This window comes from Shewanella sp. 0m-6, from assembly GCF_052977325.1.
In genome coordinates, this window is the sequence record NZ_JBRIMD010000025.1 from 1 (window position 1) to 12251 (window position 12251).

A 12251-nucleotide genomic window follows, 5' to 3' on the forward strand; every position below is an offset into this window, starting at 1 on the left:
TGAGAGTTCAGAGCGAGTGACAAAATTGTGTTCTAGGGATTGGGCAAGTGTGACCAGTTAATTTTCCAGTTTGGTATAACTTGATGTCGACGATTACTATCATCTTTCCATTACTTTTTATGGCGAGCTTAGGCTATTTTCTGACGGCGAAGGGGCCGTTTACTAAAGAAAGTATCGGTGGCATAAGCCTATTTACCTTTTATCTGTCCATACCGGCTTTTTTGTTCATTAATATGTACCAAGCCGATCTGGCTAAGAGTTTTGAGCTTAAAAACTTAATGGCTTTTTATCTGCCTGTGCTTGGTGTCTACGGGGTCGTTGCTGGATTATATTGCTGGCTAATGCGAGGGCGTAAAGCTTTACTCACAAGTAGTGCTGTTTATGGATTAGGATGTAGCTATTCCAACACGATTCTTGTTGGTTTGCCAGTTATCGTAGGCGCGCTGGGTGAGAAGATGATGGGCAACGTGTTTGCAATTATCACCTTTCATAGCGCCATGCTTTTTTCATTAACTTTTCTTTTGAGTTATAAGCAAAATACCTCTGGATTCAATGGATGGCAGTTTATAAAAGGCATAGTGTTAAACCCGATTGTATTGGGGATTTCTGCAGGATTACTGTTAAATTTACTCGCGATTAAAGTAGAAGATAACTTATTTAATGGGTTGCGCCTGCTCAGTGAGCCGGCTTTGGCATGTGCCTTGTTTGTGCTTGGGGCAAACCTGAGTTTTTATAAGATAACCAGTCATTGGCAATTAGCGCTTGTCGCTTCCATGGTCAAACTCTTGCTACTGCCATTTTTAGTATTTTTATGTGGATCTAAGCTGTTGTCGATCGATGGTGATAATTTAGTGGTCTTGGTTCTACTCAGTGCTTCACCTTTGGGGGTTAATGCCTATCTAGTTGCTATGCAAGTTCAAGCGCAACAGGCTGTAATCGCCAGTACCGTAGTGTTATCTACGGTACTGTCTGTATTAAGCATGAGCTTTTGGTTGGCGGTGTTACTGTAATCGATTATTAAATGTTGCTAAACAGCATTTCTAGGTCGCGACAGCTCTGCAGGAGAGAGGATATAAACATCCTCGCAATAGAAGTCTTCTGCTTGAGCCGTACGCCACCATTCATTCCATGGACCTGCAACTTTATTCTCGTTAACGAGATCATTCATTTGTAGCGGTTGGATTAAACTGCCTACCGACATTAATAGACCATAGGGAGTACGACGCTTGAGCATATGCGGCTGTAACTTTTCTGGATTGTCTAGCCCCATACTGCCGACTAATTCGAAAAAACTCTCGAGCGTGTTGTGGTGATAATTTTTGACTCGTTCGCTTTTATCTACAATATTAACCGCTCTACTGCGCGCAGGGTCTTGTGTTGCAATCCCCGTAGGACACATGTTGGTGTTGCACTGTCTCGACTGAATACAGCCTAAGGACATCATCATGGTCCTGGCCGCATTAACGGTATCTGCGCCCATCGCAATTTTTGCCAGTAGATCAAAACTTGAGGCTGTTTTTCCTGAGGCGATAATTGTGATCTTGTCTCTGAGTCCTGCACCCGTTAAGGCGTTATCAACGAAATAAATGGCCTCAAGGCACATCATGCCCAATCTATTAGTAAACTCGACAGGAGCGGCTCCTGTGCCGCCTTCTGCACCATCAACGGTAATAAAGTCTGGGGTGATCCCCGTTTCAATCATCGCTTTACATAAACCTAAAAACTCGACAGGGTTACCTACACAGAGTTTAAAGCCAACAGGTTTCCCTTCACTGAGCTGCCGTAATGTCTGAATGAAGTTAAGCAGGTCTTTTGGCGTTGTGCATTCAGGGTTTACAGCTGGAGAGACGCAATCTCTATCTTTGGGGATGTGGCGAATGGCTGCAATCTCATCGGTAATTTTAGCGGCAGGTAATACCCCTCCATGCCCCGGTTTTGCGCCTTGAGAGAGCTTTATCTCAATCATTTTAATTTGCGGGCGAGTGGCCATTGCTGTAAATGTGTCGGGGTTGAAATTACCTGCATCATCACGGCATCCAAACAAACCTGAGCCAATTTGCCAAACTAGGTCGCCATGATGTTTAAGGTGATAGGGACTCACGCCACCTTCACCGGTGTTGTGGTAACAACCCGCTTTTAATGCGCCAAGATTAAGGGATTCGATGGCATTAGCACTCAGTGAGCCAAAACTCATGGCCGAGATATTAAAGTAAGATGCTTGATAGGGCTGTAAACAATCGGGCCCACCAATTTGAATGCGTTTGTTATTTTTATCAACCTCTTTAGGGTGCAGTGATTGCCACAGACTGAGGTAGTTATCTTCTAATAAATTTCTCTGTGTGCCAAAGGCGATGGTGTCGCGCACGTTTTTTGCACGTTGGTAGACTAAAGAACGTTGTTCACGGTTAAAAGGGGTCTCTTCTGTGTCGTTAGCGATGAAGTACTGTTGGATTTCGACTCGATAAGACTCGAGAAAGTAACGCAGATAAGCGACAACAGGGTAGAGCCGGTTAAGTGTATGTGAGCTGTGGTAGATATCAAAATAACCGACAGCAGTATAGAAAAGGGTAAACATCAATACTAAGCTTGGAAACAGCCCAGTGTTGTTAAGCATATAATTGATGGCAATTAGGTTACCTAAGGTTGCAATAACCCAATAGACCTTTTGCATGATAGTCATAAAGCATTCCTTTGTTATTGACTCTAATCTAGCATTGCTATATTGAACGCGATTGGTACGATTTAAGCAAACATGTTTTAATACTTTCTAAACTAAACAAATAACGAGTATATTAGTTACCTAGAAAGGAAGTTGATTAAAAGGAGTTTATTGTGATTATTACTGAGACAGACAGGCTGATTTTGCGTTGGTTTGAGCCTAAAGATACTAAAGCTATCTTTTTGTTGAACAGTGTCCCAGAAGTCCTAACTTATATTCCTGGCGCTCCTATGACTTCAATGTCTCAAGCGACGCAGATTTTAGATAACGTTATTTTACCCAGCTATCAAGAGCGAGGCTACGGCCGCTGGGCTGTAGAGCATAAGTCGGATGGGAAAGTGATTGGATTTTGTGGCCCGACTTTTATTACTGAGTTTAACGAAGTGGAGCTGGGGTACCGATATCTACCACAATATTGGGGGCAAGGTATTGGCTTTGAGGCCGGCGCAGCGGCACTTGAACGCTTTCAGGATTACGACATTCATGAGGCTATTGCGTTAATTTTACTAGGCAATAAAGGCTCGGAAGGCGTTGCGCGTAAGGTGGGGATGAAGCAAAGAAACCGTGATAAATTTATGGGCCATAAAGTGAATGTGTTTCATAAGTTTCTATAGCGGTTACCTAAACAAAAAAACCAGCGACTAAGCTGGTTTTTGTCTCGAGGCGCAGTATTACGCGACGCCGTGGTCGCACTCATCGTTAGTACAAACACCGTATAGATATAAGCTGTGGTTAGTTAGCTTAATGTTATGCTTCATTGCGATTTCATCTTGACGACGTTCAATCATTTCGTCAGAAAATTCGATAACCTTACCGCACGATAGGCATACTAAGTGGTCATGGTGATGCTGAGACGAAAGTTCGAAAACAGCCTTGCCACTCTCAAAGTGGTGGCGAGTAACAATACCTGCATCATCAAACTGGTTAAGTACGCGATATACAGTAGCAAGACCAATCTCTTCACCAATATCCAGTAACTTCTTATAGAGATCTTCAGCACTGATGTGTTGATTCTCTGGCGCTTGCATCAATTCTAAAATTTTGACTCGTGGTAAGGTCACTTTCAAACCGGCTTTCTTTAGCGCTTGATTTCCATCTGTCATTATTGTTCTCTTGATTGCAGAACGATTAGCTATAAGTTAATCAGTTCATTTGTGGGTATTCAATCCATTATATGTGTACAAATTGAAAACTTAAACCTTTGATCTAGCAATAAAGCCTCATATGCAAATAAAAGCCATTAACTAGATATAAAACAAACAATTTAAACGTACTTTTTGTATTGTTATTGCCCATTTATACTAACGCCTAATGTCATCCACGCCGACAAAAAGGCAAGATAGTAACAAAGACTAATAATAAGGACTGTAGATGTACCAGCAGATTGTAATATTGACCGGGGCAGGGATCTCTGCTGAATCTGGGTTACGTACCTTTAGAGATCAAGATGGTTTATGGGAAGAGCATAAAATCGAAGAGGTCGCGACCCCTGAAGGCTATGCCAATAACCCATTGTTAGTTGAACGTTTCTATAACGATAGATGGCAACAGTTTCATAATGGCTCTATCGAACCCAATGCGGGCCATATTGCACTTGCTAAGCTTGAGCAAGAGTTTGAGGGCGAGTTGTTGGTGGTTACACAAAACATAGATGATTTACATGAGCGAGCAGGCTCTCGACGTCTTTTACACATGCATGGAGAGTTATCTAAAGGGCGTTGCCCACGCTCACAGCAAACCTTCGTATTAAGAGAACCTTTTGGACCAGAACATACTTGTACTTGCTGCATACCAGCTCAAAGACTCAGGCCGCATGTTGTTTGGTTTGGTGAAATGCCTTTTGGTTTAGATAGAATTCAACATGCGCTAGATACATGCGATCTGTTTATTGCGATAGGCACATCAGGAACGGTGTACCCTGCGGCAGGCTTTGTTGATACAGCTAATCACCATGGCGCACAGACGGTTGAGATTAACCTTGTGGCTGCAGATAGGCACAGCCAATTCCAATATCATTTAGAAGGGAAAGCGAGTGAAGTGGTACCTAAACTTGTGGATGATATTCTTAGTGGCAAAATAGTGAATAACCTACTTTAGCCTTAGTGCTTGGGTGTCGTATACCAATGGGTATTAATAATGTCCTCGTAATGAGGCAAGTAAAAGGTAATTGTAGATGAAACAAGATACTGATGTTGGCGGCATTGCAATCATTATGCGTGGACTGCCGGGAAGTGGTAAAAGCTATTGGGTTGAACAATATGTAAAGTCATTACCAAAGTGTGATGATAGTGGATCGGTTAAGGTTTGCTCTACAGATGAGTTTTTTTATCTTGATGGTGAGTACCACTTTAATCCAAAACAATTATCTAAATATCATCAACTTAACTTAACGCGATTTATCCACGCAATTGCTAATAAAATACCTGTGGTTATTTGCGATAATACCAATATGGCTCTATGGGAGTTTGAGGGATATTATGCAGCAGCGAAAGCGGAAGGCTATCAAGTGCAGATCCAGCAGATTGGTGAGCCAAAGGATAAGAATCATCAGCTATTATGTGCCGACCGTAACAAGCATCGGGTACCGTTAAATAGTATTATTCGCATGGCAAAAACGTTTGAAGCCTAATGATTATACATATTCTTATATCCCTTTCTTACAATTAGTATAACTCGCTCTTGTAGTCTAAATGGCGAGTTTTAGCACTTCCAATCAGTGTCATAACCGAGTTCAATTAAAGTCCTTGCCTCACAAGCGCTAAGCCCTCGCTGAGCGAACACATCTTGATACTGATTGCTTTACGTAAGCAATGTTCATAACGTTTATGATTAGGCAGGCAATAAAAAAGCCTATAGACATTCATCTATAGGCTTTTATGTTAAAGCTTAAAACTCTAAAGAGTCATAACTAAATTAATAGTTACTTCTTAGCGTTTCTTTCTTTAACTTCAGCGATAACTTTCTCAGAAACACTGTTTGGACACTGGCTGTAGTGAGCGAATTCCATAGAGAATTGGCCACGACCAGAAGTCATAGTACGTAGTGAACCGATGTAACCGAACATTTCTGAAAGCGGTACGTCAGCCTTAATACGAACACCAGTAACACCAGCGTTTTGGTCTTTGATCATACCACGACGACGGTTAAGGTCACCAATAACGTCACCAACGTTGTCATCTGGGCTGAATACGTCAACGTTCATGATAGGCTCAAGAAGTTGCGCGCCAGCTTTTGGCATAGATTGACGGAATGCGCCTTTAGCAGCGATTTCGAACGCGATAGCTGACGAGTCAACTGCGTGGAAAGCACCATCTTTAAGTTCAAGTTCAACGTCTAACACAGGGAAACCAGCAACAGTACCGGTGTTCATCATGCTAGCGAAACCTTTCTCAACTGCTGGCCAGAATTCCTTAGGAACGTTACCACCAACAACTGAAGACTTAAATGTGAAGCCAGTGTTTTGCTCACCAGGACGGATAACATAGTCAATCTTACCGAACTGACCAGAACCACCAGACTGCTTCTTATGCGTGTAGCTATCTTCGATTTCACGAGTAATAGTTTCACGGTATGCAACTTGAGGCTCACCAACAATTAGGTCAACGCCGTAAGTACGCTTAAGGATGTCTACCTTAATGTCTAGGTGAAGCTCACCCATACCTTTAAGAATAGTTTCACCTGAATCGATGTCAGTCTCTACACGGAAAGATGGATCTTCTGCAATCATTTTACCGATAGCGATACCCATTTTCTCAGAGCCGCCTTTATCTTTTGGTGTTACAGAGATAGAGATAACTGGCTCTGGGAATACCATTGCTTCAAGAGTACAAGGGTGCTTAACATCACACAAAGTGTGACCTGTTTGCACGTTCTTCATACCAACGATAGCGATGATGTCACCAGCTTGTGCGTAATCAAGCTCGTTACGCTCATCTGCTTGCATTTCACACATACGGCCGATACGTTCAGTCTTACCAGTTGCACTGTTAAGAATAGTATCACCTTTACGTAGCTGACCTGAGTAGATACGTACGAATGTTAGTGCACCGAAACGGTCATCCATGATTTTGAATGCTAGTGCTTTTAGTGGCTCATCGATAGAAACTAAAGCGAACTCACCGTTTTCGTTACCTTCTTCGTCAGTAAGAGGTTGTGGATCAACTTCAACTGGGTTTGGTAGGTAATCAACAACAGCATCAAGAAGAAGCTGCATACCTTTGTTCTTGAAAGCAGAACCACAGTATGTAGGGAAGAAGTCCATTGTACGAGTACCAGCACGGATACAACGCTTAATGTCTTCCATAGATGGCTCTTCGCCTTCCATGTAAGCTTCTAATAGGTCATCGTCTTGCTCTAGAGCAGTTTCGATTAGCATTTCACGGTATTCTTCAACAAGGTCAACCATGTCAGCAGGAACGTCTTCTACTGAGTAGTTCTCAGCTTCGCCAGTGTCATCCCATACGTATGCTTTACGAGTAAGTAGGTCAACAACACCACTGAACTCGTCTTCGATACCGATTGGCAGTACCATAACAAGTGGGTTAGCAGCTAGAACGTCTTTAGTTTGCTTAACAACACGTAAGAAGTCAGCACCCATACGGTCTAACTTGTTTACGAAGATGATACGCGCAACTTCTGAGTCGTTAGCATAACGCCAGTTAGTTTCTGATTGTGGTTCAACACCACCAGAACCACAGAATACACCGATACCACCATCAAGAACTTTAAGAGAACGGTAAACTTCTACTGTAAAGTCAACGTGACCAGGGGTGTCGATAACGTTGAAACGGTGTTCTTTCCAAAAACAACTAACAGCAGCAGACTGAATGGTAATACCACGCTCAGCTTCCTGTTCCATGAAGTCAGTTGTTGATTCGCCGTCATGCACTTCGCCCAGTTTATGGATCTTACCGGTAAGCTTTAGGATACGCTCAGTTGTAGTAGTCTTACCCGCGTCAACGTGAGCAAAGATACCAATGTTTCTGTACTTTGATAAATCAGTCATTTTTCTACTCTATTGGAGTTACGTTCTAAAATTCCGCGCAAGTATAGCAATACTTTTCAATTTATTTTATCGATTTTTATCATTCAGGGCTAAATTAAACGAAATATCATAAAAAAATCACATTTTATAGCCAAATCTAAGGTTGTTACTTCGGCTGTAAAGGCAGGGGGTTAGCTAAAAGGCATATTTATAGGCTCTTAATGTGACCAATAGTAATGACGCAATCTTGGCGTTTCAGATATTTATGCTGGTCAGTGGCACCAACTGAGCCGACCGTTACGAATTGAAACGCCAACGGTCCCAGAGCAGAGGTGTTGCGAAGCGGACATATTTATAGTTGTTGGTTACCTTAGCTTACCCATGACTGATAAACGTATTTGAGTCCTTTGGAAGATGAACTTGTTTAGCTACGACTTTCATCGCATGAGTCAATTTGCTGAGCTGGCTTGAGGTAATGCAATAGGGCGGCATGATATAGATAAGATTAGCAAAAGGTCTTATCCATACGCCTAAATCGACAAACTGCTGTTGCAGCTCTGCAGTATTAACAGTGGCATTCATCTCTAACACTCCTACGGCCCCTAATACGCGTACGTCTTTGACATTTTGGTAGTCTATAGCGCTTGCCAGTTCGTGCTTTAACTGAGTTTCAATAGCACTAACCTGTTGTTGCCAATGATTTTCACCAATAAGCTCAAGGCTGGCGATGGCCGCAGAGCACGCTAATGGGTTAGCCATGAAGGTTGGGCCGTGCATAAACACGCCGGCAGGAGAATCACTAACACCTTTAGCCACTTCATCACTGCACAGGGTTGCTGCTAAGGAAATATAACCACCAGTCAATGCTTTACCTAAACATAAAATGTCGGCTTCAATATTGCTGTGTTCGTAGGCAAATAACTTACCAGTACGACCAAAGCCGGTGGCGATTTCATCAAGAATCAGCAGCACATTATATTTGTCGCACAGTTTTCTTACCGCGGTTAAATACTCTGGGTGGTAAAAACGCATACCGCCAGCACCTTGCATAATCGGCTCGAGCAATAATGCCGCTACCTGTTGATGATTATCTTCAAACAGGTTAGAAATGTCGCTCAGTTCCTCTGGGTCAAAGTCGTCATCGAAGCGAGACTGAGGAGCTGGGGCAAACAATTGTTTGGTGACTAACTCACCAAACATGGTGTGCATGCCACCTTCTGGATCGCACACGCTCATGGCTGCAAAGGTATCACCATGATAGCCATTTTTAATGGTGAGGATTTTTTGCTTCGCTGTATGTCCTCTACCTTGCCAGTATTGCAGAGCCATTTTCATCGCCACTTCTACCGCGATTGAGCCCGAGTCCGCCAAAAATACCTTGGTTAGTTTGGGGCTAGTCATGTCGATGAGCAGTCGTGCCAACTCTACTGCAGGACGGTGGGTGATCCCGCCAAACATAACATGGCTTAATTGTGCGGTTTGCTGCTGCATTGCTGCGACTATTTTGGGATGGCTATAACCATGGACACAAGCCCACCATGAACTGGTACCGTCAATGAGTTTTGTACCATCTTGCAACTCCAGTTCAACGCCATCGGCGGCAACGACTCCAAATGCCGGCAATGCATTGGCCATGGAGGTATACGGATGCCACAAGTGCTCTTTATCAAATTGAAGATCAACACTGCTTGTAGTAGATTGAATGTTGTTGCTCATATAATAACCGTTAGTAAACCTTTTAATTAGTATGACATTGACAGGTTACGACCTGTAGGTATCCTAAGCAAGATAAATATTACGTAAAAGCCTCCACTTTATAATGGTAAGTTATTGTTTTAATGGTTAAAAGTGTGCCATTCTTTAACTGGGTTAACGGCAGTTAGCATCTTTTTTATAAACTCAGATGCTAGCAGCAAACGCAAAAGAATCAGATTAATTGAACGTGTGAGCAAAAAGGGAACTGCATGTCTGAAGTACAGCTAAGAAATAACTGGAAGCGCGAAGAGATTGAAAGCTTATTTGCACTGCCAATGAACGATCTCCTATTTCAGGCGCATAGCATCCACCGCCAAGAGTTCGATCCTAATGAAGTCCAGATCAGCCGTTTACTGTCGATTAAAACCGGTGCTTGCCCAGAAGACTGTAAGTATTGCCCGCAAAGTGCACGTTATGACACAGGTCTTGAAAAAGAGCGCTTGCTCGCCATGGAAACTGTACTAACAGAAGCTCGCAGTGCTAAAGCTGCGGGAGCATCACGTTTCTGCATGGGCGCAGCGTGGCGTAATCCTAAAGAACGCGATATGCCATACCTTAAGACCATGGTGGAAGAGGTTAAAGCATTAGGTATGGAAACCTGTATGACCCTGGGTATGTTGTCAGCTGATCAAGCCAATACGCTGGCTGATGCGGGACTGGACTATTACAACCATAACTTAGATACCTCGCCTGAATATTATGGCGATGTGATCACCACTCGCACCTATCAAAGTCGTTTAGATACCTTATCCAATGTACGTGCATCAGGCATGAAAGTATGTTCTGGTGGCATTGTTGGCATGGGCGAGAAAGCCACCGACCGAGCAGGTCTTCTTCAGCAATTGGCAAACTTAGATCAGCATCCAGATTCTGTGCCAATTAATATGTTGGTAAAAGTCGAAGGTACCCCCTTTGAAAACCTTGATGATTTAGATCCATTAGAGTTTGTCCGTACCATTGCCGTAGCGCGTATTACAATGCCCAAGTCTAGAGTGCGTCTGTCGGCAGGGCGTGAGAATATGACCGATGAACTGCAAGCGATGTGCTTTTTTGCGGGAGCAAATTCAATCTTTTACGGTTGTAAGTTGTTAACGACGGCTAATCCAGAAGAAAATGATGATATGAGTCTATTTAGACGACTGGGCCTGCATCCTGAGCAGGGCGTAGCATCAACCAAAGAACAGGATGAAGCTATGTTGGCAAAAGCCGCGGCGCAGCAAGACAAAAAAGTGTCAGCATTTTATGATGCTGGCGCGCTTTAAGTTGCTGATTAAAAAATAGTTAATAGTTACAAGATGGTTAATGGTTACAAGATAGTTAATGGTTGCCGGGTGACTAATTAACAGAGAGCATCGTCAGTGTTGGTCAGTATCGCTCAATGCTGATAGTGCTCCCTTTTTCAAAGCGATTTTATACAAGTAACGATTAAAATACACAATTACCAAAGCCTGCCGAAAATAAAGCGGTGGGTTTACTAGGCTATTTTAGCCTTTTAACTGAGCATAACAATGTCAGAAAGTTCAAAAAATCAGCCGTTAGTCGAGTCCTTGAACGCTAGAGTTATCAATAAAAATCAAGCGTTAGAACAACAAGGTCTGCTTCGAAGACGCACTAATCTTGTGCTGGACCCTAATCAGTCAAATTACTTTGAAGTGGATGCACTGCCTTATGTTAATTTCAGTAGTAATGACTATTTAGGCTTATCGACATCTTCAGAGTTAGCTGAGGCACTTTACCAAGGAGCGAAACAACACGGTGTTGGGAGTACTTCCTCGCCATTGGTCGTGGGTTATAGCGAAGCGCATTTAAAACTTGAGCAAGCCTTATGCGAAGCCACAGGACATGAAGCTGCACTGTTATTTTGTTCAGGTTTTAGCGCTAATAACGCATTAATGAAGACCTTGTTTAATGAAACGGATCTGGTGCTTGCCGATAAGTTAATCCATGCCTCAGTGATCGACGGCGTTCAGGATAGTGGTGCTAAGCTGAAGCGCTTTAGTCATAACGACATCGATAGTGCTAAGAGTCATTTAGAGCGCTTTTCGCCAAGTGCATTATTGACCGAAAGTCTATTTAGTATGGATGGTGATATTGCTCCTTTAGCTGAGTTATCGGCGCTTTGTCAACAGCATAATGCTTGGTTAATCGTCGATGATGCCCATGGTTTTGGTCTGCTAGGCGAAAACGGATTGGGTGCCACAAGGATTGCAAACGACATTAAGATTGATGCTCAGTTGGTCACCTTTGGTAAGGCCATGGGGGGGCAAGGAGCTGCAATTCTCGGAAGCCAAGCATTAATCGATTTTTTGGTGGCCAATGCCCGTCATTACATCTACTCAACAGCGTTGTCGCCAGCTCATGCCGTAGCAGCATTGGCCGCGATCAATATGATTAAGCAGCAACCCGAACGTCGGCAGAAATTGAATGACAATATTGCCTGTTTTAGAGCTGCCTGCTTAGAAAAGAATATCGAACTCTCAGACTCACAAACTGCAATTCAACCGATCTTAATCGGCGATGCCGCTAAGACAATGGCGGTGGCTAAAAGATTGAAAGAACATGGTTTCTGGTTAGGTGCGATTCGAACTCCAACCGTACCCGTCGGAAGTGCAAGATTAAGGTTAACCATAAATGCTAATCACTGTCAGCAAGATATTTTGGCGTTAGTGGATGTGTTGGCTGTTATCTTAAATGATGACTGACATTGAGCTTTCTAATATCTCATTACGCTGTCTTTAAAGGTTCTTTAAAGGCTTTTATACCGCTATTTCAATTTTATTTGATTGATTAGGA

General features: G+C 42.9%; 10 protein-coding genes. 6 read left to right on the forward strand and 4 right to left on the reverse strand.

What is annotated here, in order from left to right:
- Positions 1 to 83: 83 nt before the first annotated feature.
- Positions 84 to 1010: an AEC family transporter gene (locus ACVBJC_RS16265; RefSeq protein ID WP_447161956.1), complete on the forward strand. Its 927-nt coding sequence runs from the start codon at positions 84 to 86 to the stop codon at positions 1008 to 1010.
- A 17-nt stretch (positions 1011 to 1027) separates the two neighbouring features.
- Here the strand turns inward: ACVBJC_RS16265 and ACVBJC_RS16270 are convergent, their stop codons facing one another.
- The gene (locus ACVBJC_RS16270; RefSeq protein WP_447161957.1) at positions 1028 to 2680 is read right to left on the reverse strand and encodes an FMN-binding glutamate synthase family protein; all 1653 of its coding nucleotides are present in this window, start codon (positions 2678 to 2680) and stop codon (positions 1028 to 1030) included.
- A 152-nt stretch (positions 2681 to 2832) separates the two neighbouring features.
- Between ACVBJC_RS16270 and ACVBJC_RS16275 the strand changes: the two genes are divergently transcribed.
- Positions 2833 to 3333 (forward strand): GNAT family N-acetyltransferase, encoded by a 501-nt coding sequence (locus tag ACVBJC_RS16275; RefSeq protein WP_447161958.1) that lies wholly within the window; start codon positions 2833 to 2835, stop codon positions 3331 to 3333.
- Positions 3334 to 3390: 57 nt separating this feature from the next.
- On the opposite strand, the gene fur is transcribed toward ACVBJC_RS16275, so the two are convergent.
- Positions 3391 to 3822 (reverse strand): ferric iron uptake transcriptional regulator, encoded by a 432-nt coding sequence (gene fur, locus ACVBJC_RS16280; RefSeq protein ID WP_447161959.1) that lies wholly within the window; start codon positions 3820 to 3822, stop codon positions 3391 to 3393.
- A gap of 268 nt (positions 3823 to 4090) precedes the next feature.
- Between fur and cobB the strand changes: the two genes are divergently transcribed.
- Entirely contained in the window at positions 4091 to 4816 is a 726-nt protein-coding gene (gene cobB / locus ACVBJC_RS16285; RefSeq protein WP_447161960.1) for a Sir2 family NAD+-dependent deacetylase, read from the forward strand.
- Between the two features lie 76 nt (positions 4817 to 4892).
- Entirely contained in the window at positions 4893 to 5348 is a 456-nt protein-coding gene (locus ACVBJC_RS16290) for an AAA family ATPase (protein ID WP_447161961.1), read from the forward strand.
- 291 nt (positions 5349 to 5639) lie between these two features.
- Here the strand turns inward: ACVBJC_RS16290 and fusA are convergent, their stop codons facing one another.
- Positions 5640 to 7724: an elongation factor G gene (fusA, locus tag ACVBJC_RS16295; protein WP_447161962.1), complete on the reverse strand. Its 2085-nt coding sequence runs from the start codon at positions 7722 to 7724 to the stop codon at positions 5640 to 5642.
- Between the two features lie 354 nt (positions 7725 to 8078).
- Positions 8079 to 9419 carry an adenosylmethionine--8-amino-7-oxononanoate transaminase gene (bioA, locus tag ACVBJC_RS16300; protein ID WP_447161963.1) on the reverse strand — a complete coding sequence of 447 codons (1341 nt, stop codon included), beginning with the start codon at positions 9417 to 9419 and terminating at the stop codon, positions 8079 to 8081.
- A 248-nt stretch (positions 9420 to 9667) separates the two neighbouring features.
- Between bioA and bioB the strand changes: the two genes are divergently transcribed.
- Together bioB and ACVBJC_RS16310 are read left to right on the forward strand one after the other, a co-directional pair.
- A complete protein-coding gene (gene bioB, locus ACVBJC_RS16305; RefSeq protein ID WP_447161964.1) occupies positions 9668 to 10720 on the forward strand; it encodes a biotin synthase BioB in 1053 nt (350 codons plus the stop codon).
- Between the two features lie 246 nt (positions 10721 to 10966).
- Positions 10967 to 12160: an 8-amino-7-oxononanoate synthase gene (locus ACVBJC_RS16310; protein WP_447161965.1), complete on the forward strand. Its 1194-nt coding sequence runs from the start codon at positions 10967 to 10969 to the stop codon at positions 12158 to 12160.
- Positions 12161 to 12251: the final 91 nt, after the last annotated feature.

Coding starts and splice junctions, on each gene's coding strand:
- fusA (WP_447161962.1), bottom strand. CDS start 7,724: ATGACTGATTTATCAAAGTACAGAAACATTGGTATCTTTGCTCACGTT.
- ACVBJC_RS16290 (WP_447161961.1), top strand. CDS start 4,893: ATGAAACAAGATACTGATGTTGGCGGCATTGCAATCATTATGCGTGGA.
- ACVBJC_RS16270 (WP_447161957.1), bottom strand. CDS start 2,680: ATGACTATCATGCAAAAGGTCTATTGGGTTATTGCAACCTTAGGTAAC.
- ACVBJC_RS16310 (WP_447161965.1), top strand. CDS start 10,967: ATGTCAGAAAGTTCAAAAAATCAGCCGTTAGTCGAGTCCTTGAACGCT.
- fur (WP_447161959.1), bottom strand. CDS start 3,822: ATGACAGATGGAAATCAAGCGCTAAAGAAAGCCGGTTTGAAAGTGACC.
- cobB (WP_447161960.1), top strand. CDS start 4,091: ATGTACCAGCAGATTGTAATATTGACCGGGGCAGGGATCTCTGCTGAA.
- bioA (WP_447161963.1), bottom strand. CDS start 9,419: ATGAGCAACAACATTCAATCTACTACAAGCAGTGTTGATCTTCAATTT.
- bioB (WP_447161964.1), top strand. CDS start 9,668: ATGTCTGAAGTACAGCTAAGAAATAACTGGAAGCGCGAAGAGATTGAA.
- ACVBJC_RS16265 (WP_447161956.1), top strand. CDS start 84: ATGTCGACGATTACTATCATCTTTCCATTACTTTTTATGGCGAGCTTA.